The organism is Oryzomicrobium sp. (assembly GCF_021287045.1).
GTDB lineage: Bacteria > Pseudomonadota > Gammaproteobacteria > Burkholderiales > Rhodocyclaceae > Oryzomicrobium.
Window position 1 is genome coordinate 311,929 of the sequence record NZ_JAJTBG010000001.1, and the last position, 25,209, is coordinate 337,137.

Here is a 25,209-nt window from a genome sequence, read left to right on the forward strand (position 1 = left end):
ATGAACCTGCCCACCCTGCGCCGCGGCCTGCTGCTTGCCGCCGCCGGCGTCGCGGCCCTCCTGGCCGGCTGCGCCTCGGTGCCACCCACCAACATCCACCAGCCGATGACGGCCCGGCCCCAGCCCCGGGCGGAAATTGTTGCCGCCAACGGCAGCATTTACCAGAACGCCAATTTCCGCCCCCTGTTCGAGGACCGGCGCGCCCGCTTCGTCGGCGACACCATCACCATCAGCATCACCGAGAACACCAACGCCTCCACCAACCAGGCCACCAAGGCCACCCGCGACAGCAGCATCCAGGCGGCGGTGCCGACCCTGAACGGCCTGCCAGGCAAGAGCCTGATGGGTATGGGGTTGAATGCCACGTCCAACTCGGCGCTCAACGGCCAGGGGCAATCCAACAACACCAACGTGTTCTCCGGTACCATCACCGCCACGGTGATCGAGGTGTTGCCCAACGGCAATCTTCTGGTCTCCGGGGAGAAGCAGATCGCTATCGGCTCCCAGCAAGAGTTCGTGCGGCTTTCCGGTGTCATCAACCCGCTCTTCGTCGGTACCAACAATACCGTCGCCTCGTCCCAGGTGGCCGATGCGCGGATCGAGTACAAATCAACCGGCAGCATCAGCGAATCCCAGGTCATGGGCTGGCTGGCACGATTCTTCCTTAACGTATTGCCGTTCTAAGTCGACTCGTTGGGAGGGACCATGCGCGGTCCTCGCAGGTTTGTCCGCCGCTTCGCGGCCGTTTCACGCATTTCGTTCCTGGCCCTGGCCGTTTTTGCCGCCGCTGCGCCGGCTCACGCCGAGCGTATCAAGGACCTGGCCACGGTCCAGGGCGTGCGCAACAACCAATTGCTGGGCTACGGCCTGGTGGTCGGCCTGGACGGCAGCGGCGACCAGACCACCCAGACCCCGTTCACCGTACAGAGCCTGACCAACCTGCTGTCCCAGTTGGGGGTCAACCTGCCCACCACTGGCCAGCCGCCCCAGTTGCGCAACGTGGCGGCGGTGATGGTCACCGCCAACCTGCCGCCCTACGCCAAGGCGGGCCAGCAGATCGACGTCACCGTTTCGTCCATGGGCAACGCCAAGAGCCTGCGCGGCGGCACCTTGCTGATGACGCCGCTCAAGGGCGCCGACGGCCAGGTCTATGCCATGGCCCAGGGCAGCCTGGCCGTGGGCGGGGTGGGAGCGTCCGCCTCCGGGTCGAGCGCCCAGATCAACCATCTGTCGGCCGGGCGCATTCCCGCCGGCGCCACCGTCGAACGGGAAGTGCCTTCCGCCGTGGGGCAGGGGGGCTACATCCATTACGAACTCAATACCGCCGATTTCGACACTGCTCGGCGCATCGTCGATGCCATCAACCGGGAAGTCGGTCCCGTGGCCCAGGCCGTGGACGGCCGCCAGATTCGGGTGTCCGCCCCGGATGATCCCAACGCCCGCATCGCCTTCCTCGGCCGCATCGAGAACCTGGATGTGAAGCCGGCCATGCTGCCGGCCAAGGTGATCGTCAATTCCCGCACCGGCTCGGTGGTGATGAACCAGACCGTGCGCATCGACCCCTGCGCCGTGGCCCACGGCAACCTGTCGGTGGTGATCGGCACCCAGAATTCGGTGAGCCAGCCCAATGCCTTCTCCCAGGGGCAGACCGCCGGCGTGAGCAATTCGGATGTGCAGATCAAGCAGGACGGCACGGCCCTGATCAACCTCAAGGGTGGCGCCAACCTGGCCGACGTGGTCAAGGCGCTCAACACCCTGGGGGCCAAGCCCCAGGACATGCTGGCCATCCTCCAGGCCATGAAGGTGGCGGGGGCTCTGCGCGCCGAGCTGGAAATCATCTAAGACCGGGGCCGCGCCATGAAGGCTTACGATCCGTCGACCCAGCAGCTCATCGGCGACCCGCGCACGCTGCAACAGCTCAAGAGCCAGGCCGCCAAGGATCCCAAGGCAGCCCTCAAGGCCACGGCCCAGCAGTTCGAGGCCCTGTTCCTGCAGCAGGTGCTGAAGAGCATGCGCGACACCCTGCCCAAGGACGGCCTGTTCGATAACGACACCACCCGGCTCTACACCAGCATGCTCGACCAGCAGCTGGCCCTGCGCCTGGCCACCTCGGGCCAGGTTGGGCTGGCCAAGGTGATCGAGCAGCAGCTCAGCCGCAACATGGGCGTCCCCCCGTCCGCCCTGGAGAACGGCGAGGCGGCCGATGCCGCCGCCGGCAAGGTGCCGACGCCGGCACAGTTGCTCGAATCCCTGCAATCCGGCGTGGATGGCGTCCAGGCCAATCCGGGGTTGCAGACCAAACTGGCGGCTGCCTTGCAGTCCCTGACCAATGAGCAGCAGCGCAACCGGCTGCTGGCGGCAGATCGTACGGCAAATATTGCCACGGCGACGCCTTCGGCCTTGCCGGCCGCAGCCCAAGCCGCGGCCGACGGGCGGGGCGACGCCACCGCCCGGGATTTCGTCGCCCGCATCTGGCCCCATGCTGCCGAGGCCTCCCGGGCCACCGGGGTGCCCACCCATTTCCTGGTGGCCCATGCCGCCCTGGAGTCGGGCTGGGGCCGGGGCGAAATCCGCCGCCCGGACGGCTCGCCGTCCTTCAACCTGTTCGGCGTCAAGGCCGGCAAGAGTTGGCAGGGCGGCGCCGTGGAGGTTAACACCACTGAATACGTGGGCGGACAGCCCCAGCAGGCCCGGGAAAAATTCCGCGCCTATGGCTCCTACGCGGAGGCCTTCCGCGACTACGCGGCACTGCTGCAGCGTCCCCGTTTTTCCGGGGCCTTGAACGCGACCGATGGCACAAGTTTTGCTGCATCACTGCAGCAAGCCGGATATGCCACCGACCCCATGTACGCGGACAAGCTCAACCGCATCATCAACGGTGCCACGCTGCGCCAGGCCCTCGCGGGCTAGCCTGCCACCGTTCTCGGTATCCGTCCGGCTCAACTTTTTCTGAATCTGGCCGTTACTCTAGGTCAGTCGGGAGTTTGCCATGACAGGTATCTTCAGTATCGGGCTGACCGGCATCAATGCCGCCCAGTACGGTCTTCTCACCACCTCGCACAACATCACCAACGCCAACACCGACGGGTACAACCGTCAGGTGATCTCGCAGGCGACCAACATCCCCCTGCCCACCGGGGCTGGCTTCGTCGGCCAGGGCACGCACGTGGCGACGGTGCAGCGGATGTACAACCAGTTCCTGTCCCAGCAGGTGATGCAGGCCCAGACTTCCGCCAACGAATACAACACCTACTACAAGCAGGTATCCCAGGTGGACAACCTGCTCGGCGACAGCAACGCCGGCCTGTCCTCGGCCCTCCAGGGCTTCTTCTCCGGCGTCCAGCAGCTGGCGTCCAAGCCGGGCAACTCCACCGTGCTGGCCACCATGGTGTCCTCGGCCCAGACCCTGGCGAGCCGTTTCCAGACCATGGAAAACCAGCTCAACCAGCTGTACCAGGGGACCAACCAGCAGATCACCGACACGGTCAACAAGATCAATTCCTACGCCACCCAGATCGCCAAGCTCAACGAGAGCATCACCATGGCGCAGGCGTCCACCAACCAGCCGCCCAACGACCTGCTCGACCAGCGCGATCAGTTGATCTCCCAGCTGAACCAGGAAATCCGGGTCACCACCGTGACCCAGAGCGACGGTTCCCTGTCGGTGCTGATAGGCTCCGGCCAGCAACTGGTAGTGGGGCAGCAGGTGAGCCAGCTGACCACCCAGCCATCCCAGGACGATCCGACCCGCATGGCGGTGGCTCTGCAGACCGGCAGCGTGAACATGGAGTTGCCCGAGTCTCTGCTTTCCGGCGGCAACCTGGGAGGCTTCCTGTCCTTCCGTTCCGGCGCCCTGGACGATGCACGCAATACCCTGGGCCAGCTGGCGGCCAGCGTGGCGCTTACCTTCAACGCCCAGCAGGCCCTGGGTCAGGACCTTCACGGCAATGTGGCCGGGGACGTCGGCTTCGCCTCCCAGTTGTTCCAGATTTCCGACCCCAAGGTCATCCGCAATTCCACGTCGTCCAATACGGCGGTGCTGTCGGCGAGCTTCCAGGCGCCCCAGAACTCGAACGGCAATTTCAGCACCCAGCTGACCTCCAGCGACTACGAGCTGCAGTTCGGCACTGGCGGTGCCTACACGGTGGTGCGCCTGTCCGATAATTCCCAGGTGGCTTCCGGCACCGTATCCGGGGCGCCGCCGACCAATGTCAGCTTCGACGGCGTGCAGTTGAGCATCACCACCGCCGGCCTGAACGGCGACCGCTTCACCATCCAGCCCACCAAGGAAGTGGCGCGCAACTTCGCCGTCAATTCGGCGGTGATCGGCGATCCCAGCCTGGTGGCGGCGGCTGCGCCGATCCGGGCTTCGGCCGCCCTGACCAACACTGGCGATGCCACCATCACCCAGGGCAGCGTGGGCACGGGGTACACCCTGCCGACCACGCCCCTGACCCTGTCGTACACCAATACCCCGAGCTCGGGGCTGACCGGCTTCCCGGTGGGTTCCACCATCTCGGTGACCGACGCCAGCGGCAACACCACGACCACCACCATTGCCGCCGCCACCGACGTGGTGGCCTTCGGCTCCGGCAACACCATCACCATCAATGGCCCCACGGTCAATGCGGTGAGCTTCAGCGTCAGCGGCACCCCCAAGGCCGGCGACCAGTTCACCTTGCAAAAGAACGTCGCCGGGGTGGCCGACGGCCGCAACGCCAACCTGATGGGTCTGCTGCAGACTCAGCAGACCATGACCGGTTCGGGCAACGGCGGCGGCCTGACCACCTTCCAGGATTCCTACGGCGCCCTGGTGGCCCGGGTGGGCACCAAGACCAACGAGGTCAAGGTCATGGGCGATTCCCAGAGCGCCCAACTGGCGTCGGCCCAGTCATCCCAGCAGTCCCTGTCGGGGGTGAACATGGACGAAGAGGCGGCCAACCTGATCAAGTACCAGTACATGTACCAGGCATCGGCCAAGATGCTGCAGGTGGGTAGCACCATCTTCGACACCATCCTGTCGATCGGAAGATAAGGAACAGGGTAGGGGGGGCGACGATGCCTTCCCCGGCCCCCAAGGAGAACACCATGCGCGTTAGTACCGCCCAGCTCTACGATGTCGGTATCACCGGCCTGCAGCGCAATCAGTCGTCCCTGTTGAACACCCAGAACCAGCTGTCCACCGGCAAGCGGGTGATCAATCCTTCCGACGATCCGGTGGCCTCCGCCCGGGCGCTGGTGCTGGGCCAGTCCCAGAACGTCAACAGCCAGTACCTGACCAACCAGAAAGCGGCCAACAGCCAGTTGCAGCTCGTCGAAGGTACGGTGGGGTCCCTCAACGACCTGCTCCAGTACATCCGCAGCCAGGCCGTGGCGGCCGGCAACCCGGCCCTGACCAATTCCGAGCGCCAGTCGATGGCCTCCGACCTGGAGTCGCGCTTCCAGGATCTGCTGGGCATCGCCAACAGCCAGGACGGCACCGGCCAGTACCTGTTTTCCGGCTTCCAGGGCCAGACCAAGCCCTTCGCGGTGACGTCCACCGGCGCCGTGCAGTACCAGGGCGACGACGGCCAGATTTCGGTGCAGGTGTCTTCTTCGCGCCAGATCGCCATCACCGACGCGGGCAGCGACCTGTTCATGCGTATCCGCCAGGGCAACGGCAGCTTCGCCACCGCCACCAGCGGCAACACCTTCAATGCCCCCACCAACCAGAACCTGGGCACCGGGGTGATCGACCAGGGCAGCGTGCTCGATCCGACCAAGTGGAATGCGGCGACCAACTCGGGCAGCTTCTCCGTCAAGTTCGCCCGGGACTACACCGCCTCGCCGCCCACCACCACCTACGACATCGTCGACACCACCAGCAACACGTCGATCTTCACCGGTGCGGCGCCGTCGGCCACTGGTCCGCTGCCGGGCGGTACCTTCGTGCCGGGGCAGACCCTCACGCTGGCCGGCCCCAACGGCGGGGCCCCGGTGGATTACGGCGCATCGATCACCATCACCGGCCAGCCTGAGGACGGGGACACTTTCTCGATTTCGCCGAGCAAGAGCAACCAGGACATCTTCCAGACGGTCCAGAGCTTCATCAACCTGCTCAAGAACCCGCCCACCCAGGGAACATCCCAGAACGTCACCCACAGCAACCTGGGGGCCACGGCCACCGGCTACAACATCAATGGCAGCGGCACCACCGAGTTCGCCAACCAGTTGGGCGGGATCATCTCCAACCTGGACCAGGCCCTCGACAAGGTGAACACGGTGCGGGCCTCCCAGGGTTCGCGCATGAACGAACTCGATTCCCTGACCTCCGCCGGCCAGGCTATGGATACCCAGTACCAGTCCTCGATCTCGGACCTGGTGGATGTGGACTACTACAGCGCCATCTCCCAGCTTTCCAAGCAGTCGGTGCAACTGGAAGCCGCCCAGAAGGCCTTTGTACAGATCACCAGCCTGGGGCTGTTCAAGCTGCTCTGATTGCTCTGATGGCGCCTTCTATTCTCTCCGCCTGTCGCCTGTGGCTGCTTGCCGCAGGCGCGGGCAGCCTGCTGGCCGGGTGCAGTTCCATTACGGGGACCTATCCGCGCTCGTCCCCCATCGTTCCCCAGGCCAGCATCCAGGTGACGGCCAGCCAGGCCTATACCTTCGAGCAGATCGCCACCACGGCGGGCGTGGCTGCCATTCTTTACGTCGTCTACGATCCCCTCGCGCCCAACTGGACCATCCAGGAAACGCGCCTTGACGACCGCACCTACCGGATGGCCTTCAAGCTCAAGCGCTTCCACATCGGCGGGTCCGGCGAGGTGTCCCAGATCTTCCGCCGCCGCGCCGAGCAGTTGCGGCGCGAGACCGGGGCCCTGACCTACCGGGTCCTGGACTACTCGGAAGGCATCGAATCGGGCACGCCCCAGGCCCAGCGCGTCGCCGAAGGCACGGTGGAATTGGTGGCAGGCGCCTTCCCCCTGGCCGAGCCGGTGTCGGCGCCCACCACCCCGCGCTCCAACTTCTACCGCGACTGAGTCGACTTCCGGCGGCGCCAGCCGAGCGGGGGCGCGTACGCCTCAGGGCTTGAACAGCAGCAGCGAGGCGCTGATCGACTGGTCGATCAACTGCATCAGCGGCGCCACCATCGAGGGCAGGGACAGGCCCAGCAGCACCATGCCCATGGCCAGGGTGATGGGAAAGCCCACGGCGATCAGGTTGAGCTGGGGGGCCGCCCGGGACAGTACCGCCAACGCGATGTTGGTGATCGACAGGGCCACCACCACCGGCAGGGCCAGCAGCAATCCTCCCGAGAACATCAGCCCGGCGAAGCGGACCAGGTTCAGCCACGAATCCGGGTGGGGAAAGGGCGAGAACACCGGAATGCGGACGAAGCTCTCGGCCAGGGTGGCGATCATCGTCAGGTGGCCGTTGAGGGACAGGAACACCAGCAGGGCGAACAGGTTGATGAACTCGGTCACTACCGCCGTGTTGGCCGACGAGTGGGGGTCGTAGAAGGTGGCGAACGACAGGCCCATCTGAAAGCCGATGAATTCGCCGGCCACGGCGATGGCGGCAAAGGCGATGCGCATGGCGAAACCCAGGGTGACGCCGATCAGAATCTGCTGGCCGACCAGCATCAGTACCACCAGAGAATTGGGCTCCAGGGGGGCGGGCGGCGGCGGCAGCAGGGGATGCAGCCCCAGGGCGACGGCCATGCCGAAGATCAGCCGGATGCGGCGCGGCAGGGCCGCGCTGGAGAACACCGGAGCCACGAAGACCAGCGCCAGCACCCGGGTCAGGGGCAGGAAGAACGACAGGATGAAGGCGTTCAGCTCGGCGCTGGAGATGGTGAACATGGGGGCGCGGGCGGAAGCGAGGAGCGCGGACCGCTCCCTCAGCCGATCAGCTGGGGAATGGCGCTGAACAGGCGGGTGATGAAGTCCACCGCCGTTTGCAGCATCCAGGGGCCGGCGATGATCAGGGTGGCGAACATGGCCAGCACCTTGGGCACGAAGGACAGGGTGGTCTCGTTGAGCGAGGTGGCAGCCTGGAAGATGCTGATCAGCAGGCCCACCACCAGGGCCACCAGCAGCAGGGGGCCGGACAAGAGGATGGTGGCCTCGACTGCCTGGCGGCCGATTTCGACGACGGTGCCCGTATTCATGGCGCGAAGCTCTTCACCAGGGAACCCAGGACCAGGTGCCAGCCGTCGGCCAGCACGAACAGCATCATCTTGAAGGGCAATGCCACCATCACCGGCGACATCATCATCATGCCCATGGACATCAGGGTGGCGCCCACCACCATGTCGATGACCAGGAAGGGGATGAAGATGATGAAGCCGATCTGGAAGGCGGTCTTCAGCTCGCTGGTCACGTAGGCCGGCACCAGGATGCGCATCGGCACTGCCTCGGGGGATTCGATGCGCTCGACCTTGGCGAAGCCGGCGAACAGGGCGATGTCCGCCTCCCGGGTCTGGCGCAGCATGAACTGCTTCATCGGCACCGAAGCCCGTTCCATCGCCTGGGGAAAGGTGATCTTGTTCTCGGACAGGGGCTGGTAGGCGTCCTGGTACACCTTCTCGAAGGTGGGGGCCATGACGAAGAAGGTCAGGAACAGGGACAGGCCGATCACCACCTGGTTGGGCGGCGCCATCTGCAACCCCATGGCCTGGCGCAGCATCGACAGTACGATGACGATGCGGGTGAACGCCGTCATCATCAGCAGCGCCGCCGGGATGAAGGTCAGGGAGGTGAGGAAGAGAAGGGTCTGGATCGACAGCGAATAGTTGGTGCTGCCGCCCGGTCCCGGGCTGCTGGTCAGGGCCGGCACGCTCTGGGCCAGCACAGGGGCGGCCGCCAGGACCAGCAGGCCGAAAACGGCCACCAGTAGCGCCTTTCCAGGGAGGGGGCGTGAAGATGCCCTATTGGCGCGGGGTTTGGCGGGGAGGGGGTCAGGAACGGGGTTGGCCATGACGGCGGTCGACGAATTCTTTGAGTTTGGCGGCGAACGGCGGAAGCAGTTCGGGGGCGGGCGGCGCTTCGCCCTTGGGCAGGGTGTGCAGGGCGACGATGCCTTGGGGGGTGATTCCCAGCACCAGCCAGGTATCGGCCACCTCGACGATCACCAGCCGTTCCCGGGTGCCCAGGGGCAGGGCCGCCACCACCCGCATCAGCCCGCCCCCCAGGCCGCGCTGGCCCTGGACCTTGCGCAGCCAGTAGGCTGCGGCCATCAGCAGAGCCAGCACCAGGATCAGGCCGAGCAGGGCCTGGAGCAGGCTGCCGGCCCCCAGGGGGGAGGCGGAACCCAGGACCATGGTGGGGGCGGATGGCGCTGCAGTCACCGGAACCGGGTTTGCCGCCGGCGCCGCCTGGAGCGTGGGAGCCGCCGCCGGAGGTGGGGCGCCATCCTCGGCCAGGGCCCGGGTCAGGGGCATGGCCAGCAGCAGGGTCAGGCAGAAGCGGGGGAAGAGGCCGAGGCGCAGGCGGGACACGGTGGTGGGCGGAAAGTGTGCGGAAAAGGTGGGGCGGTAAAAATTGCCGCCCGGCGATCTCCGGATCCCGTGTCGGCGGCATGCCGAAGCGCCCTATGGTAATCGAAGCGGGGGCAATAAAAAACCGCCCGGGTGGGCGGTTGCCGGGAGCGGGCGCCGGTCAGCGGCCCAGCTTCCGCATGCGTTCGGAGGGGGTGATGATGTCGGTGAGGCGGATACCGAACTTGTCGTTGACCACCACCACCTCGCCTTGGGCGATCAGGGTGCCGTTGACCAGCACATCCATGGGCTCGCCGGCCAGGGCATCGAGTTCGACCACCGAGCCGTGGGCGAGCTGGAGCAGGTTCTTGATGGTGATCTTGGTGCGGCCGAGTTCGACGGTGAGCTGGACGGGAATGTCCAGGATCATGTCGAGTTCCTTCATCATCCCGTTCTTGGCCGGCTCTTCGCCGAAGGACGGGAAGATGGCCGCCGGTTGGGCGGGAGGGGCGCTCGGTGCCGCCGCCTCGTCGACGACGGCTTGTTCGGCCATGGCGGCCGCCCAGTCATCCTCGCTGATCTGGTCGCCGCCGGCGTCCGGATTTTCCTGATTGCTATCCACGTTGTCTTCCAAATCAGCCATGTTGGTCTCCCGTGTCGTTGGAGGAGGAGGCCTGTAAAGGGGCGAGCAGGTCGGCGTTGACGAAGCCATCGACCTTCAGGGCGTACTGGCCACCCTGCTGTCCGTAGCGGCAGGTCATGACCGGCACGCCGTCCACGGCGGCGGTGATCTTTTCCGGGATGTTCACGCCGATCACGTCACCGGCCTTCATCTGCAGCACTTCGCGCAGGGTCACCCGGGCGTTGGCCAGGGTGGCCACCAGCTCCAGTTCCGCCCCCTGCAACTGGCGGCGCAGGGTGGCGACCCAGCGCTTGTCGGTGGACAGGTGGTCGCTCTGCATGGTGCTGTAGAGCAGATCTCGAATCGGCTCCAGCATCGAGTAGGGGAAGCAGATGTGCATGTCCGCCGCCGCGCCGCCGAATTCCAGGGTGAAGGTGGTGGACACCACGATCTCCGAGGGGGTGGCGATGTTGGCGAACTGGGAGTTCATCTCCGAGCGCACGTACTCGAACTTGAGTTCCTGCACCGGCTTCCACGAGCGCTCGTATTCGCCGAACACCACGCCGAGCATGCCCTGGATGATGCGCTGCTCGGTGGGGGTGAAGTCGCGGCCCTCGACCCGGGTGTGGAAGCGGCCGTCGCCGCCGAACATGTTGTCCACCACCAGGAACACCAGGTTGGGGTCGAACACCACCAGGGCCGTGCCGCGCAGGGGCTTGGCCAGCACCAGGTTGAGGTTGGTGGGCACCACCAGGTTGCGGATGAATTCGCTGTACTTCTGCACCCGGATCGGCCCCACCGACACCTCGGCGTTGCGGTGCATGTAGTTGAACAGGCCGATGCGCAGGTAGCGGGCGAAACGCTCGTTGACCAGTTCCAGGGTCGGCATCCGCCCGCGGACGATGCGCTCCTGGGTGCCCAGGTTGTAGGCGCTGATGCCGCCCGTCGGAGCCTCGACGACCTCCGGCTCGTCGGATTCCCCGGTGACGCCCTTGAGCAGAGCGTCGACCTCTTCCTGGGAAAGGAAATCCTGGGCCATGGTGAGCGTGTCCGGTGAGTGGGCGGCGTGGGGGCGTTGAAAGCCGGGTTACTGGATGATGAACGAGGTGAACAGCACTTCCTTCACCGGGGTCTCGGCTTTCTTGCCCTTGACCGGCGGATCCAGAATCTCATTGATCGTGTAGCGCAATTCTTCAGCGAGCTGTTCCTTGCCTTCCTTGCTGGTCAGCTCGGAGGCCTTCTTCGACGACAGCAGCAGGGTGATCTGGTTGCGCAGCTTGGGCATGAAGACCTTCATCTTCTCGCCATCGGCCACGTCTTCCAGTTCCACCGAGATGCCGACCTGCAAGTACTGGTCACCCTGCTCGGGCACCAGGTTGACGGTAAAAGTTTCCAGGGCCTGGAAGACAGGAGCATGGGCCTCCTTTTTCTTCTTCTTCGGCTTTTCCTGCTGCACCACGTCCTCGTCGTCGTCGCTGTGGTCCGACTGCTTGAGCAGGAGGAAGGCGCCGCCGGCAAGGACGACCACCAGGATGGCGGACAGCAGGATGATCAGCAGTTTCGCGTTGCTCTTCTTCGGCGCGGCTTCGGCGGCCTTGGCTTCGGTCTTGGCCATGCACTCTCCCTAGATGGCGGTCGTTATGCGGTGGGGGGGGGGGCGGGAATCGCGGCGCCGGCGCCAGGTCGCATCGCTTTTCAGGTCATAACGGCCCGATCGGGGCGGACCTGAATGGCATGGCGGAAAAAAGCGCGCGTGTTGTCCGGATCGGTCAGCCTCCTCAGGCAAACGTATCCACCAGGCCGACGCCTTGCTGGATTGCGCCGGAGCGCCCGGAAATTCCCTCGGCGCCTAGTATAGCAGCGCCCTCGCCGCCATCGCCGCCGCCCCCGAAGCGCCCCGAGCCGGCGCCGCCGAAGTTGCGGGCATTTTGTTGTTGCTGCTGCTGTTGCTGCGCCATCTGCTGCTGGGCCATCGACGATTCGCTGCCCACGTTGGTCTGGCCCAGGGAGACGCCGGCGGCGGTCATCATGTCGCGCAGGCGGGGCAGAGCGGCCTCGATGGCCTCGCGCACCTCGGCATGGGGCGAAATGAAGGTGGCCGTGGCCTTGGAATCGGGCCCCATGTGGATGCTGACTTCCACGGGGCCGAGCTGGGGCGGATTGAGGGTCAGCTGGGCGCTCTGCTGGTCCTGCTTGACCATCCACACCACCTTCTGGCTGAAGTCTTCGCCCCAGCGGGCATCGCGCACCGGGGTCTGCACGGCGGCGGTGTTGGCGGGGGCCTGCTGATGGGTCTGCTGCGTCGTGTGGGGCGCCACCAGCGGAGCCGTTGCGCCGTCCTGGCTGGCGAGTTTGGTATCCGCATCCTGCAAGGCGGCAGAGAAGGCGGCATTTTTTGCCGCCTTGCCGTCCGCACCCAGGTTGAGCACGGAGTTGCCTTCGGCCGGAGCTGCCTGGCCATCGCCCGGGGTGCCGGTCACGACGGTGAGGCCGGCGTCGGATTTGCCCTTGCCCTCCACCGGGGGCGGCGTGTTCGGCGTCTGCGGCACCAGGCTGGCGGCCGCCTGCAGGCCGGCCATGAAGGCGGCCGGGTCGGTGGCGCTATCGTCTTCGCTGCTGTCGGCCTTGGCCGGCTTGAGCGTGCCGGCAGGGACTTCGATGGCCTGGGCCGAGTTGCCGCGCAACTGGGCGATCAGGGCGGACATGAAGTCGCCCTTGGGCCCGCTGGTGGTGGCGGCCGCATCCTCGTTGGCGCTGGCAGCCGGCGTGGCATTGGCCGCGGCCTGGGCAGGCGGCGGAACGACCTTGGCGATGGCGGTTGCGGTGGCGACGGAAATTCCCATGAAAGCCTCGTGCCCGGACAGGCGCAGTTTTTGTCATGGGTTTTTAGCAAGGGCCATGCCAATGGTTGGCCTTGCGGTAGGCGTGTTTGCGGATGGGCTATTCGGGCTTGCTGCGGCGGGCGGCGAATTCGTCCTGGAATTTCTGTTCCCGCTTGTTTTCGCGCAGCTGCTCGCCGGCCTGACGCTGCTGGTAGAGGGTGTCGATGGCCTTGAGCTTGTTGCGCTGTTGCAGCCAGGCATCCTGGCCTTCGGCGGTGCGCTGCTCCGAGGTGGTCACCGTGGCGCGCTGCTGGGCGATGGCCTGGTCGATGCGGTCGATGAAGCTCTGGTAGTTGCGCAGGCTGGTCAGGGACAGCCCGTTGCTGCTGGCATTGCGGAAGCGGGTGACATATTCCTCCCGATACTGCATCAGCAGCTGCAATTTGGACTTGGCGTCCTGCTCGGCCGATACCAGGGTGCCCAGGATGCGGGTGGCGTCGTCGACCCGCTCTTGCATCAGGGCGATCAGAGGTTGGAGGGAGGCGGCTTTGGCCATGGCGTCAGAAGGCGGTTGCGAACGTAATAAGGTGCCAGGACATTAGCTTAGTCCTCCGACGGCCGAGGTCAAATTCAGCTGCCGGGGAAGAGCTGGGCCAGCCGGGCGATGCTGTCCGCGTAGCTGGCCTGTTCGGAAAGGCTTTGTACCAGGAAGGCTTCGAGCTGAGGGAAAGCGCTCACCGCCTGGTCGAGCAGCGGGTCCGAGCCCGGGGCGTAGGCGCCCACAGCGATCAGATCCCGGGAGCGCTGGTAGCGCGAGAACAACTGCTTGAAGCGCCGCACGTAGTCGAACTGGCTTTGCGGGATCAGGTTCACCATGGCCCGGGAGATGGATTGTTCGATGTCGATGGCAGGGTAGTGGCCCGCATCCGCCAGGTTGCGGTTGAGCACGATGTGGCCGTCCAGGATGGCCCGGGCCGAGTCGGCGATGGGGTCCTGCTGGTCGTCGCCCTCGGCCAGCACGGTGTAGAAGGCGGTGATCGAACCGCCGCCCTCGGGGCCGTTACCGGCCCGTTCCACCAGCTGGGGCAGCCGGGCGAATACCGAGGGCGGATAGCCCCGGGTCACCGGCGGCTCGCCGATGGCCAGGGCGATTTCGCGCTGGGCCATGGCGTAGCGGGTCAGGGAATCCATGATGAGCAGGACCTGGTGGCCCTGATCGCGGAAATATTCGGCCAGGGTGGTGGCGTAGGCGGCACCCTGGAGGCGCATCAGGGGGCTGGTGTCGGCGGGGGCGGCCACCACCACCGAGCGGGCCCGGCCTTCGTCGCCGAGGATGTGCTCGATGAATTCCTTCACTTCCCGGCCCCGTTCGCCGATCAGCCCGACGACGATGATCTCGGCCTCGGTATAGCGGGCCATCATGCCGAGCAGCACCGATTTGCCCACGCCGGAGCCGGCGAACAGGCCCATCCGTTGGCCTCGGCCGACGGTGAGCATGCCGTTGATGGCGCGCACCCCCACGTCCAGGGTCTGGGTGATGGGGGCCCGGGACATGGGGTTCACCGGGCGGGAGTGCAGCGGGCGCATGGTTTCGGCCTGGAGCGCCCCCTGGTTGTCGAGGGGGCGGCCGGCACCGTCCACCACCCGGCCGAGCATGGATTCGCCCACAGGCACCAGCTTGGTCTTGTCGGCGGCGCGGCGGCGCATCAGGCGCGGCTGGTCGAGCCGGGGGGGCGGGATGGTGCTTTCATACGGCGCCACCCGGGCGCCGGGGGATAGGCCGTAGATGTCGTCGGAGGGCATCAGGAACAGCTTTTCGCCGTGAAAGCCCACCACTTCGGCCTCCACCGGAGTGCTGCCGACGGGCATGATCTTGGCCGAACTGCCCAGGGGCAGCTTCAAGCCTGCGGCTTCCATCACCAGGCCGTTGATACGGGTCAACTTGCCGGACACCAGCAGGGGCGTGGCCGTATCCAGATTCTCCCGGCATTGGGAGAGGAACTGTCTCAGGTCGGCGTGGCGCTCTTCCGGCGGCCGTTGCTGGGCCTGGATCGGCTCCGTGGCCGGGGTCACCTCGGCCTGGGGAAGGTCGTCGGGATGCTCCACCGCCGGCCTCAGTCGAGCCAGTCCCGCTGTAGGCCGATGGCCTCCAGGGTGCGCTTCCAGCGCGATTCCAGACTGCCTTCCACCTCGCTGTTGCCGGCCTCGACCTTGCAGCTGCCGGCCTGGACGGTCATGTCTTCGATGATGCGCCAGCCGGCGTGTTGCAGTTGCTCGCCCAACTGGTCGCGCACCAGAGCGGCGTCGTCCGGATGCAGGTGGAGCACCGGGCGCTCGGCGTGAGGCAGGGCTACCAGGGCTTCCCGCACCACGGGCAGGAGCAGTTCGGGCTTGACGCGCAGGGATTGGCGAATCACCTGGCGGGCCACTTCCAGGGCTAGGGCTAGCACGTCGTCGGCCACGGCCTGGTCCAGTCCCCGGGCGGCGCTGTCGAGGTGCTCGGCCAGGGCGGCGAAGCGTTCCGCCTGGGTGCGCACTTCCGCCAGTCCTTCAGCCTGGCCGGCGGCGTGGCCTTCGCCGTAGCCCTGGGCGTAGCCTTCGCCGTGGCCTTGTTCCCGGCCCTCGGCATAGCCGGCGGCATGGCCCGCCTGGCGGGCTTCTTCATGGATGCGTTCGAGTTCTTCGGCGGTAGGCAGCGGCGTGACCGGCAGATGGGAGTCGGGCAGCTCGTGGGATTCCACCGTCGTCGGCGCGGCCGGCGGGGCGTCGAAGGCGGCCAGCTCGTACTTTTCGTAGGCGGTGAGCTTTTCTTTGGGGATGTAGTGGTCGGCCATGGATCAGGAGCGGGACTGCGGCTACGGCTGCGGCGGGTGGCGGGTCAGACGAACTGGTCGTCGCCCTTGCCGCCCATGACGATCTGGCCTTCGTCGGCGAGGCGCCGGACGATCTTGAGGATTTCCTTCTGTTCCGCCTCCACTTCGGAGAGGCGCACCGGCCCCTTGGCTTCCAGGTCCTCGCGCAGCATTTCGGCGGCGCGCTGGGACATGTTCTTGAAAATCTTCTCGCGCAGGGTTTCCGAGGCGCCCTTGAGGGCGAGGATGAGGGAGTCGGACTGGATTTCGCGCAGCAGCAGCTGGACCGAGCGGTCGTCCAGGTCGTTGAGGTTCTCGAAGACGAACATCTCGTCGAGGATCTTCTGGGCCAAGTCCGGATCGTACTCGCGGATCGAGTCGATGACCGAGGTCTCGTTGGCGGTTCCCATGAAGTTGAGGATTTCGGCCACGGTGCGCACCCCGCCCATGGCTGCCTTCTTGACGTTGGCCGAGCCGGAGATGAGGCTGAGCATGACGTCGTTGAGCTCCTTCAGGGCGATCGGCTGCACCCCTTCCAGGGTGGCGATGCGCAGCACCACGTCGTTGCGCAGGCGGTCGGTGAAGTAGGAGAGGATCTCGCTGGAGTGGTCGTGCTCCAGGTGGACCAGGATGGTGGCGATGATCTGGGGATGCTCGTTCTTGATCAGGTCCGCCACCGTCGGGGCGTCCATCCACTTCAGCCCTTCGATGCCGTTGGTCTCGCCGCCCTGGAGGATGCGCGAGATCAGGTTGGTGGCCTTGTCGTCGCCCAGGGCCTTGGTCAGCACGCTGCGGATGTAGGCGTCGGTATCGACGTGCAGCGATGCTTGCTCCGAGACGATGGCGTGGAATTCCTCAAGCACCTGCTCGATGCGCGCCCGGGGTACCGACTTGAGGCCGGCCATGGCGTGGCCGAGTTTCTGCACCTCCCGGGGGCCCAGGTGCTTGAGCACCTCGGCGGCACTTTCCTCGCCCAGGGCGATGAGCAGGATGGCGCTCTTTTCAACGGCTTCGTCAGTGGCTGCCATGGGGCGTTATCGGGAAGGGGAGGGCGTCGCTCAGACGCCGCCACCCATCCAGTCCTTGATGATGTTGGCCACGGCCTTGGGATTCGCCTTGGCCAGTTCGCGGGCTTCGGCCAGCTTCTGCTCGAAGGGGTTGATCTGGACGATGGTGCCGTCCTCGTCCTCGATGGTTTCCATGCCGGGTTCCTCGTCTTCCTCCTCCTCGGCGGGGGGCGGGAACATGGTCTTCAGCGCTGGGCGGATGACCATCAGGATGATGATCAGGACGATGCCGGCCACCGCCAGCCACTTCAGCAGTTCCTTGCCGAACTCGATGGCCTCGGGCTGCTTCCACAGCGGGATTTCCAGGGTGGTCTTGTCGCCCAGGTTGAACGGTGCGTTGGCCACCGACAGGGTGTCGCCCCGGTCCTTGCTGTAGCCCATGGCCTCGCGGACCAGGTCGTTGATCTGCTTGAGCTCCTGCTCGTTGAGGGCGCGTTCGATGGCCTTGCCGCCCTTGTCCTTGTCTGGCCGGTTGTTCACCACCACCGCCACTGACAGGCGGCGGATGTTGCCGATGGAGCCCTTGGTGTGGCGGATGGTGCGGTCCACCTCGTAGTTGATGGTGGAATCCTTGCGGGTATTAACCGGCTGGCCGGCCGAATAGATCGGCGCGGTGACGCCGGCGGCATCCAGCTTGCCCGGCGGGGGCGGCTGCTGGCCCGGTGCCAGGCCCTGGCCGGCACCGGTGCCGCCCACGTTGGGCTGGGTGAGGGGCGCGGTGGCGGGCACCGGGGGCTGGTTGCTGAGGGCGCCGGGCACGCCCTGGGCGGGCGGATTGACGCTGGCGGTCTCGGAGGTCTGCTGGCTGCGGATCGAGATGTCCGGTGGGGAGCCGTTGGGGCGGTAGCTCTCGGCGGTCTGCTCGTTCTGGGAGAAGTCCACGTCGGCCGCCACCTGGACCCGGGCGTTGCCCGGGCCGACCACCGGCGAGAGGATGTCGTCGATGCGCTTGATCACCGCCGCCTCCACCTCGCTCACGTACTTGAGTTGGGTGGGGTCGAGGCCGGCTTCGATCAGCTTGCTCTTGAGCTGGGACAGGAGATTGCCCTGCTGGTCGATCACCGTCACGTTGGCGGTGGGCAGCTGGGGCACGCTGGAGGCCACTAGGTGCTGGATGCCGGCCACCTGGGCGGGTTCCAGGGTGCGTCCCGGGTAGAGAGACACCATCACGCTGGCGGTGGGCTTTTGCTCCTCGCGCACGAACACCGAGGGCTTGGGGATGGCCAGGTGCACGCGGGCGCCTTCGACCGTGGCCACCGACTGGATGGTGCGGGACAGTTCCCCTTCCAGGGCGCGCTGGTAATTGACCTGTTCTGCGAACTGGCTGATGCCGAACTTCTGGTTCTCCATCAGCTCGAAGCCCACCAGCCCACCCTTGGGCAGCCCCTGGGAGGCCAAGCGCAGCCGCACCTCATGGACCCGGTTGCTCGGCACCAGGATCGCGCCGCTGCTGTCGGCGAAACGGTAGGGAACGTTCAGCTGTTCCAGGCTGGCGATGATCGCGCCGCCGTCCTTCTCCGACAGGTTGGAGAAGAGCACCTTGTAATCGGGCTGGCGGCTGGCCAGCACCGCACCGACGATCAGCGCCGCCACGGCGGCAATCGCCACCATGAGGATGATTTTCTGCTGATTGGTGAGCCGGTTCAGCCCCTCCCGGAGACGGTCCAGGGGCTTGGTGGCAGGCGGCGGAGCCTGCACGGCATCGGCTGGAGTGTCGGTGGCGGCCGCCATGTCAGATGATTAGGTCTCGGTGAGGGGTCGCGCTAGCGGGTGGAGGTGGAGAAAGGTCCGGATCGGGGCGCAAAGGCGCGGATGCCAGGAAAATACGCTTTCGCCGCCGGGCTTGGGGATTTCCCGTCCGGCATCCGAAATGCGAAAAAATTTCGTGAAATATTCTACTATGGCGGCCGTAAACAAGGGCCAGTTCTTGCTGGCCGCGTTTTTGTCCGTCGAGGTTCTGTTGTGACCGATGCCGATCGCATGACGGAGGTGAAGGCCGAAGAATTGCAACGGGCCTTCTCCGTCTTCAACCAGGTTTCCCAGGAGCTGACCCAGGCCTACGAGGCTCTCCAGGGCCAGGTGGTGCGCCTGACCGCCGAGCTGGAGGTGGCCAACGGCAAGTTGCGTCGCCAGTTTCAGGAGAAGGAAGCCTTGTCCGAGCGCCTCTCACTGCTGCTCAACGCCCTGCCGGCCGGGGTGGTGGCGGTGGACGGGAGCGGGGGGGTGACCAGCACCAACCCGGCCGCCCGGGAAATGCTCGGCCGCGATGCGGCGGGCCTGGCCTGGCGCGAGGTGGCGGCGCAAGAGCTGCGCCCCTCGGTCACTCCCGGTGAGTGGTGCTGCGGTGAGCGCCGCCTGTCCATGGCCGAAAGCCCCCTGGATTCGGCCGGCGGACGCATCGTCCTGCTTCACGACATCACCGCCGCCCATGCCATGAAGGCCAGCCTGGAGCGCAGCCAGCGGCTGGCCGCCATGGGCGAGATGGCCGCGTCCCTTGCCCATCAGTTGCGCACCCCCCTGGCCACGGCGCTGCTCTACAGCAGCAACCTGGGCAAGCCCGATCTGGCCGCCGACGCACGGGTGCGCTTTGCCGACAAGGCCACCACCCAGCTCAAACGCCTGGAACGCCTGATCCAGGATGTGCTGCTGTTCGCCCGGGGCGAGAGCATCGGACGGGACGTGGTGCCCCTCGATGCCCTGGTGCAGGAGGCTTCGCTGGCCGTGGAGGCGCTGATGCGCCGCCAGGGGGTGGCGTTCGCGGTGGAGGGCGAGGCGCCCGGCATGGTAGCGATGGGCGACCACAAGGCCCTTTCCGGCGCCCTCATCAATCTGCTGGAAAATGCCCTGCAAGCCTGCGAGCGGGGAGGGGAGGCAGCCCGGGTAAGCCTGACCCTGGCCGTGACGGGCGGGCGGGCGCGCATTGCCGTGCGCGATACAGGCCCGGGTCTTGCTCCGGAAATGATCTCCCGAATCTTCGAACCGTTCTTCACCACCCGGGGGCAGGGGACTGGCCTGGGCCTGGCCATCGCCTTGGGCGTGGCCCGAGCCCACGGCGGCACCATCGACGTCAGCTCCACCCCGGGGCAAGGCGCCGAGTTCGTCCTCGAACTACCCGCCGGCCCGGCGCCGGCCGGCGTTGCCGGTGAAGAAAACTGACCGCAGAAAACATCAATTAGTCATGACCACCCTGCCAATCCTGGTCGTCGAAGACGATCCCAACCTGCGCGAAGCCATCTGCGACACCCTGGAGCTGGCTGGCGAGCCTCTGGTGGCGGTGGATTCCGGCCCGGCGGCGATGGCCGTGCTCGATTCCCGGCCGGTGGGCATCGTCGTTTCCGACGTGCGCATGGAGCCCATGGACGGCATCACCTTGCTCAAGTCGATCCGCAGTCGCTGGCCGCACCTGCCGGTGGTGCTGATGACCGCCTTCGCCGACGTGGACCGGGCCGTGGAGGCCATGCGTGCCGGGGCCTGCGACTTCCTCATGAAGCCCTTCGAGCCCCAGGCCCTGCTCGCCCACATCGCCCGCTACCGGCTGCCCGACATGGCCGGCGATGCTGGCGTGGTAGCCGCCGATGCCGCCTCGCGCAATCTCTTCTCCTTGGCTGCCCGGGTGGCTCAGACCGATGCCACGGTGCTGCTCACTGGCGAATCCGGTGTGGGCAAGGAAGTGGTGGCCCGCTACATCCATCGCAACTCGGCGCGCCGTGACGGGCCCTTCGTTGCCATCAACTGCGCAGCGATTCCCGACAGCCTGCTCGAAGCCACCTTGTTCGGCTATGAGAAGGGCGCCTTCACCGGCGCCACCCAGGCCCAGGCCGGCAAGTTCGAGCAGGCCCAGCACGGCACCTTGCTGCTCGACGAAGTGACCGAAATGCCCATGTCGCTCCAGGCCAAGCTGCTGCGCGTGCTGCAGGAGCGCGAGGTGGAGCGGGTCGGCGGCAAGAAGCCGGTATCCCTGGATATCCGGGTGGTGGCCACTTCCAACCGGGACATGGCAGAGGCCGTGGCCAAGGGCATCTTCCGCGAGGACTTGTACTACCGGCTCAACGTCTTTCCCCTGCCGATCCCGTCCCTGCGGCAACGCCGGGCCGACATCGTGCCGCTGTCACGGCACTTTCTTGCCGATCGGGGCGGCAAAATCGGCCGGCCCGGCCTGACCTTATCGCCGGCCGCCGAGCAGACCCTGACCGCTTACGATTGGCCGGGCAACATCCGGGAACTTGAGAACGTCATCCAGCGGGCCATGATCCTGGCGCCGGCGGACCGGGTCGACGCCGAGCATCTGCATTTGCCCGTGGCGGCCCTCCAGTTCGGCGCCGTGCCTGCCCCAACGCCGACGGCGCCCGTGGAAGCGGCGTCCCTGGCGCCAATGGGCGGCTTTGCCGCCCCGGCCCCAGCATATTCCCCCGCGGCGGTTGCGCTGCCGGCGGGGGCACCTTTTCACGAATCGTTGCCGGCCGGTAGCCATACTGCGGACGGTGTACGGCGCACCGAGAACATGCGCGACCTGGAGCGGGAGCACATCCTCGATACCCTTCGCTCGGTGGGCGGCTCCCGCAAGCTGGCGGTGGAGCGCCTGGGGATTTCGGAGCGCACGCTGCGCCACAAGCTGAAACAATATCGGGAGGCGGGCTTTCTCAAGGAATGAGCCGGCCAGAATGAACCCCTCCAGTGTTGCGCCGGTCTGACGTTAAGGAAGTAGTGGCGATGTGCTGGAGCGGCTCTGGGGGTGGTGAATCGGCGCCTCTGGAGTCGGCCTTAAGGCGGGGCTAAAGGTTGGCCCATTTCCTGCTAAAGTACGGGAAGCGTTTAGGAACACCTATGGACAGCAACGGTATCAACGACCTTCTCGGCCAGATGCGCGCCACCGCGGCGCTGGCCGCCGGCAAACCGGCCCAGGCCGGGGCGGATTCCAGCGCCCCGGGTGGGGTGGATTTTGCCCAGGTCCTGCAAAATTCGATCAACCAGGTCAATCAGACCCAGCAGCAGGCCCAGTCCATGGCCGAGAATTTCTCTGCCGGGGACCCCAATGCCAACCTGCACGAGGTGATGATCGCCCTGCAAAAGGCCAATGTGTCGTTCCAGGAGATGGTCCAGGTGCGCAACCGCTTGGTGGCGGCCTACCAGGACGTGATGAACATGCAGGTGTGATCTGCGCTGCTCCGAATCAACAAAAAAGCCGGTATCCGACGATACCGGCTTTTTTGTTGGGGTTTGCCGCTCAGAGCATGCCGCTTTCCCGGGCCTTGCGCTCCCGTTCGATGCGGGTGATGTAGCGCTGGATGGCGGCGAGCTTGGCACCCGACAGGTTGTCGAATTCGCAGCCAGCGCGCAGGTAGCTGTTGCCGGTCTTGTTGCTCTGGAAGAAGGCGTTGCGCACGATCATGTTGAAGACGATGGTGCCTTCTTCGGGCAATTCCAGCTTGCAGTTGGCAAAGGCGCTGTCCGCGGCGAAATCCTTGCGGTCTGCGGGCAGCATCAGGCCGATACCACCGCCACTGATGTCGAGCACCGTGGTTTCCAGAATGCCGTCGGCCAATGGGACGAAGCACTTGAGCGGATTGGCCACCGGAGTGGAAAGGCGGTAGTACTCGCGCCGTTGCAGGCGCAGGATCGATTCGGGCAGGTTGCCGGAGAAGGCCGGGCGCTGCTCATGGGTGATGGGAGTGATGCCGGGCAGGGTGAACTGGACCTTCACCTTGTCCAGGGAGGAGGTGAAGATGACCTTGTCCGCCCCGGCCACCTTGCGGTTCATCTCTTCGTTGCTGCCGTAGTCGAAGATCAACTGGTCCTCGTCGCCGTCCACGTCGATTAGGGAGGTGAGGAAGAACGACTTACCATGATCGAAGTGGGCCGTGATCATGCAGCCCTTCTGTTGCAGGGCGCGCAGGACGAACAGCATTTCGCCCCGCGAAAACAGCAGATATTTGCTGTAGAGGTCAGAGTCTTCGAGATCGAAGGGCGACGTCGGTTTTTCCGTATCCGGCGCCTGTTCGTTTTCGGGCATGGGTGTCTCGTGGAGCAAGCGGGCAGGTCTCTGGGCGGGCGCTGCGGTCCCGCTGGCGGCAATGGAATGGCAGATCGGTGGAGCGCCCTGAATTGCGGCAGAAGTTTAATCCATCCGTCGCCATATCGGCGCGAAAAAAGTCTGGGAATCGCCAGAAAACGCCAGACTGCCAGGAACGCGTCAGATTTCCTTATTCGCCGGGCAGGGGCGCCGGTCCCTTGAAAAGAGGTGGCGGGGCCTGGGCGCCCGGCGCGCCGCCCCGTTCGATGCCGTACAGCCAGGCGAGCAGTTCGGCGACGGCAACGTAGAGCTGGGGCGGAATGCGGTCGTCCAGATCCACCTGCATGAGCAGGGCTACCAGTTCGGGGGACTCATGCACATAGACGCCGTGCTCCCGGGCTCGGGAAATGATCTCCTCGGCGATCACGCCGCGCCCCTTGGCCACTACCCGGGGCGCTACGTCGGCCTCCATGTAGGCCAGAGCGACGGCGCTCTTGATGTTGTCAGCCTTGCTCATGGCGCTGGATATCGAGGGCGGTGAGGGTCAGCCCGGCGTCGCTCAGGGCCTGTTGCAGCGCCGGTGCGGCGCCTTGCAGGCGCTGGCTCGACTCGGGCGGGGCCGAGAGTTGCAAGGTGAGGCTGCTGCCCTGGAGCCGGAGTTCCGCATCGATGCCGCCCAGGGAGGGCAATTGCAGATGGAGGTGGGTCTGCCAGCGGGGGGCTTCGTCGCCGCCGCTTTGGCGACGCTGGTCCTCTTCGCTGATTTCCCAGCGCATGTCCTGGCCGGGCCAGACCTGGCCCTGCCAAGCGAAGACCTGGTTGGCAAGGGCAGCTAGTTGCTGCTGCACCAGTTGGGCGGTTTCCGGGGCCACGGCAGTTATTGCCGTGGGGGTGGGGGCGGCGGTATTTGCCGGCGCCGGCTGGGCGGCCGTGCTTTCGTTCGCGGCCGGCAGCGGAGTGGCAACGCCGCGCGGGGTATCGGCAGGCACCGTTGTGGTTGCCTGGGAATGGGTGGGCAGTGGGCGCAGCTGGGACAATTGTCCCTGGGGTTCGGCCAGGAGGGCATCCCGGGGAAGTTGGCCGGTGACCCACTTGGCCTGGTGCGACTCATAGAACAGGCCGCTGTTGCCCACCGCCTGTTGCAGGGCTCGGGCAAGCTGGGGGGCGGCGCTGCCGTCTTCCGACGGCAGTGTGGCCAGGATGGGGTTGCCGCCGTTGAGCACGGCGCCCTTGCCCGGCGTCTGGGCGGTTTCGTCGCCCATCAGGCTGCTGATCAGTTTGCCGGCCTGGCTCAGGGTGGCGGTCACGCCGGCACCGACTTCCTTTTCGCCGCCCTTGGCCAGGAGCGCCAGGGCCACCTTGCCGTCGTTCTCGACGACCTGGAGTTCGAGGGAATCGCCGGATTTGGCCGAGAAGGGCAGGGATAGGACCAGTTCCCGCTGGGCCACCAGGGCCCGATAGGCCCCGTTGGGCAACTGGGCCTGGATTTCGGCCATGACGCGCTGGCCCGGCACCAGGTCGGACAGGCTGTCCGAGATGTCCTTGGCCGGCGAAAGGGGCTGGACCGAGGTTTCGCTGGCCAGGCGCAGGCGCGATGCCAGATCCGCAGGAATCATGCTCATGGCGGAAACCTCGTCAGGGACGGGGAGAAAACGCTATCCGGTCAGGAAGAAAGGGCGCCCCAGCGCGAGAGGAGCTTGCCGGCGTGCTTGAGCCAGGGCTCGACCCGGTCCCGAACCTCCTGGTCCAACTCCAGCACGCGGCGGAAGATCTCCGCTTCCCGGTCATTCAAGGGGCGCCGCTCGATGGCGCGCTGGCGCTTGATAGCGGCTTCGATCTCGTCGCGCTGGTTGGCGTTTGCCTGGAGGGCGGCCCAGTCCTGGTCGATGGCGGCGGCCATCATGGCTTCGGAGCAGGCCAGGAATTCGGCGAACAGGTCGGGGGCGCTCACGGCATCGCCTTCGGCACGAAGCCGGTGACTTCGGGACGGTCGGCGATCTCTTCCCAGGCGCTGTGAATCTGGCCCAGCAGGCCGAGTACTTCGTCCAGGGGGGCGGTCTCGTTCTTCAGGTTGGCGAACAGCAGGCGGTCCACCATGTACTCGTAGAGGGCCGACAGCTGTTCCGCCAGGTTGCCGCCGGCCTCAACGTCCAGGCTGGCCTTGAGGCCGTTGTTGATGATGTCGATGGCCTTGGAAATGGCCGCGCCCTTCTCGGCAATATTGCCTTCGACCATGTTCAGGCGGGCGGTGAAAAGCGCCGCCCGGGCACCTTCGAAAAGTAGCAGGATCAGTTTGTGCGGGCTTGCCGATGCCACGGAGGTTTCTACACCAACCTCGGAGTAGGCGGCGATGGGGTTGCGGCGGACAAACATTGAGAG

At 66.1% G+C, this 25,209-nt stretch carries 27 protein-coding genes; 9 read left to right on the forward strand and 18 right to left on the reverse strand.

Going from position 1 to position 25,209, the window contains the following annotated elements; all coding sequences use genetic code 11:
- The 6 genes from LWW89_RS01435 (at position 1) to LWW89_RS01460 (ending at position 7,019) form a co-directional block, all read left to right on the forward strand.
- Positions 1-684: a flagellar basal body L-ring protein FlgH gene (locus LWW89_RS01435; RefSeq protein WP_293260001.1), complete on the forward strand. Its 684-nt coding sequence runs from the start codon at positions 1-3 to the stop codon at positions 682-684.
- A 21-nt stretch (positions 685-705) separates the two neighbouring features.
- Positions 706-1,842, forward strand: a complete 1,137-nt coding sequence (locus tag LWW89_RS01440; protein WP_293260003.1) for a flagellar basal body P-ring protein FlgI — start codon at positions 706-708, stop codon at positions 1,840-1,842.
- A 15-nt stretch (positions 1,843-1,857) separates the two neighbouring features.
- A complete protein-coding gene (gene flgJ, locus LWW89_RS01445; protein WP_293260006.1) occupies positions 1,858-2,910 on the forward strand; it encodes a flagellar assembly peptidoglycan hydrolase FlgJ in 1,053 nt (350 codons plus the stop codon).
- 79 nt (positions 2,911-2,989) lie between these two features.
- Positions 2,990-5,035: a flagellar hook-associated protein FlgK gene (gene flgK / locus LWW89_RS01450; protein WP_293260009.1), complete on the forward strand. Its 2,046-nt coding sequence runs from the start codon at positions 2,990-2,992 to the stop codon at positions 5,033-5,035.
- Positions 5,036-5,088: 53 nt separating this feature from the next.
- Entirely contained in the window at positions 5,089-6,477 is a 1,389-nt protein-coding gene (gene flgL / locus LWW89_RS01455) for a flagellar hook-associated protein FlgL (RefSeq protein ID WP_293260011.1), read from the forward strand.
- A gap of 8 nt (positions 6,478-6,485) precedes the next feature.
- Positions 6,486-7,019 carry a hypothetical protein gene (locus tag LWW89_RS01460; RefSeq protein WP_293260015.1) on the forward strand — a complete coding sequence of 178 codons (534 nt, stop codon included), beginning with the start codon at positions 6,486-6,488 and terminating at the stop codon, positions 7,017-7,019.
- 42 nt (positions 7,020-7,061) lie between these two features.
- Here the strand turns inward: LWW89_RS01460 and fliR are convergent, their stop codons facing one another.
- From fliR to fliF, 13 genes are all read right to left on the reverse strand, one after another.
- Entirely contained in the window at positions 7,062-7,841 is a 780-nt protein-coding gene (gene fliR / locus LWW89_RS01465; protein ID WP_293260017.1) for a flagellar biosynthetic protein FliR, read from the reverse strand.
- Positions 7,842-7,879: 38 nt separating this feature from the next.
- A complete protein-coding gene (fliQ, locus tag LWW89_RS01470; RefSeq protein ID WP_293260020.1) occupies positions 7,880-8,149 on the reverse strand; it encodes a flagellar biosynthesis protein FliQ in 270 nt (89 codons plus the stop codon).
- Positions 8,146-8,871 carry a flagellar type III secretion system pore protein FliP gene (fliP, locus tag LWW89_RS01475; protein WP_293260023.1) on the reverse strand — a complete coding sequence of 242 codons (726 nt, stop codon included), beginning with the start codon at positions 8,869-8,871 and terminating at the stop codon, positions 8,146-8,148. The genes fliQ and fliP overlap by 4 nt, the downstream gene beginning before the upstream one ends.
- A gap of 67 nt (positions 8,872-8,938) precedes the next feature.
- Positions 8,939-9,478: a flagellar biosynthetic protein FliO gene (gene fliO / locus LWW89_RS01480; protein WP_293260026.1), complete on the reverse strand. Its 540-nt coding sequence runs from the start codon at positions 9,476-9,478 to the stop codon at positions 8,939-8,941.
- A 160-nt stretch (positions 9,479-9,638) separates the two neighbouring features.
- On the reverse strand, positions 9,639-10,100 hold the full coding sequence (gene fliN, locus LWW89_RS01485) for a flagellar motor switch protein FliN (protein WP_293260029.1): 462 nt from the start codon (positions 10,098-10,100) through the stop codon (positions 9,639-9,641).
- A complete protein-coding gene (fliM, locus tag LWW89_RS01490; protein ID WP_293260032.1) occupies positions 10,093-11,118 on the reverse strand; it encodes a flagellar motor switch protein FliM in 1,026 nt (341 codons plus the stop codon). Before fliM ends, fliN begins: the two co-directional genes overlap by 8 nt.
- A gap of 48 nt (positions 11,119-11,166) precedes the next feature.
- Positions 11,167-11,694, reverse strand: a complete 528-nt coding sequence (gene fliL / locus LWW89_RS01495; RefSeq protein WP_293260035.1) for a flagellar basal body-associated protein FliL — start codon at positions 11,692-11,694, stop codon at positions 11,167-11,169.
- A gap of 163 nt (positions 11,695-11,857) precedes the next feature.
- Complete coding sequence (locus tag LWW89_RS01500) at positions 11,858-12,922, reverse strand: flagellar hook-length control protein FliK (protein WP_293260038.1); 1,065 nt, start codon at positions 12,920-12,922, stop codon at positions 11,858-11,860.
- 97 nt (positions 12,923-13,019) lie between these two features.
- Positions 13,020-13,457, reverse strand: coding sequence for a flagellar export protein FliJ (gene fliJ / locus LWW89_RS01505; RefSeq protein ID WP_293260041.1), 438 nt, complete (start codon positions 13,455-13,457; stop codon positions 13,020-13,022).
- A 74-nt stretch (positions 13,458-13,531) separates the two neighbouring features.
- Positions 13,532-14,878: a flagellar protein export ATPase FliI gene (gene fliI / locus LWW89_RS01510; protein ID WP_293260326.1), complete on the reverse strand. Its 1,347-nt coding sequence runs from the start codon at positions 14,876-14,878 to the stop codon at positions 13,532-13,534.
- A gap of 137 nt (positions 14,879-15,015) precedes the next feature.
- Entirely contained in the window at positions 15,016-15,735 is a 720-nt protein-coding gene (fliH, locus tag LWW89_RS01515) for a flagellar assembly protein FliH (protein ID WP_293260044.1), read from the reverse strand.
- Positions 15,736-15,779: 44 nt separating this feature from the next.
- Positions 15,780-16,781, reverse strand: a complete 1,002-nt coding sequence (fliG, locus tag LWW89_RS01520) for a flagellar motor switch protein FliG (RefSeq protein ID WP_293260047.1) — start codon at positions 16,779-16,781, stop codon at positions 15,780-15,782.
- Positions 16,782-16,811: 30 nt separating this feature from the next.
- Positions 16,812-18,551, reverse strand: a complete 1,740-nt coding sequence (gene fliF, locus LWW89_RS01525) for a flagellar basal-body MS-ring/collar protein FliF (RefSeq protein WP_293260050.1) — start codon at positions 18,549-18,551, stop codon at positions 16,812-16,814.
- A 231-nt stretch (positions 18,552-18,782) separates the two neighbouring features.
- Between fliF and LWW89_RS01530 the strand changes: the two genes are divergently transcribed.
- From LWW89_RS01530 to fliE, 3 genes are all read left to right on the forward strand, one after another.
- The gene (locus tag LWW89_RS01530; RefSeq protein ID WP_365780827.1) at positions 18,783-19,976 is read left to right on the forward strand and encodes an ATP-binding protein; all 1,194 of its coding nucleotides are present in this window, start codon (positions 18,783-18,785) and stop codon (positions 19,974-19,976) included.
- A gap of 22 nt (positions 19,977-19,998) precedes the next feature.
- Positions 19,999-21,471 carry a sigma-54 dependent transcriptional regulator gene (locus LWW89_RS01535; RefSeq protein ID WP_293260053.1) on the forward strand — a complete coding sequence of 491 codons (1,473 nt, stop codon included), beginning with the start codon at positions 19,999-20,001 and terminating at the stop codon, positions 21,469-21,471.
- Between the two features lie 173 nt (positions 21,472-21,644).
- Positions 21,645-21,974: a flagellar hook-basal body complex protein FliE gene (gene fliE, locus LWW89_RS01540; RefSeq protein ID WP_293260056.1), complete on the forward strand. Its 330-nt coding sequence runs from the start codon at positions 21,645-21,647 to the stop codon at positions 21,972-21,974.
- A gap of 70 nt (positions 21,975-22,044) precedes the next feature.
- Here fliE and LWW89_RS01545 read toward each other — a convergent pair whose 3' ends face one another.
- The 5 genes from LWW89_RS01545 to fliS all read right to left on the reverse strand — a co-directional run bounded on the left by LWW89_RS01545 (position 22,045) and on the right by fliS (position 25,203).
- Positions 22,045-22,830, reverse strand: a complete 786-nt coding sequence (locus tag LWW89_RS01545) for a flagellar brake protein (RefSeq protein WP_293260059.1) — start codon at positions 22,828-22,830, stop codon at positions 22,045-22,047.
- A gap of 190 nt (positions 22,831-23,020) precedes the next feature.
- Positions 23,021-23,347 carry an EscU/YscU/HrcU family type III secretion system export apparatus switch protein gene (locus tag LWW89_RS01550; RefSeq protein ID WP_293260062.1) on the reverse strand — a complete coding sequence of 109 codons (327 nt, stop codon included), beginning with the start codon at positions 23,345-23,347 and terminating at the stop codon, positions 23,021-23,023.
- Complete coding sequence (locus LWW89_RS01555) at positions 23,334-24,452, reverse strand: flagellar hook-length control protein FliK (RefSeq protein ID WP_293260065.1); 1,119 nt, start codon at positions 24,450-24,452, stop codon at positions 23,334-23,336. The genes LWW89_RS01550 and LWW89_RS01555 overlap by 14 nt, the downstream gene beginning before the upstream one ends.
- Positions 24,453-24,493: 41 nt before the next feature.
- Entirely contained in the window at positions 24,494-24,781 is a 288-nt protein-coding gene (locus LWW89_RS01560) for a flagellar protein FliT (RefSeq protein ID WP_293260068.1), read from the reverse strand.
- Positions 24,778-25,203 carry a flagellar export chaperone FliS gene (gene fliS, locus LWW89_RS01565; protein WP_293260071.1) on the reverse strand — a complete coding sequence of 142 codons (426 nt, stop codon included), beginning with the start codon at positions 25,201-25,203 and terminating at the stop codon, positions 24,778-24,780. Before fliS ends, LWW89_RS01560 begins: the two co-directional genes overlap by 4 nt.
- Positions 25,204-25,209 lie beyond the last annotated feature (6 nt).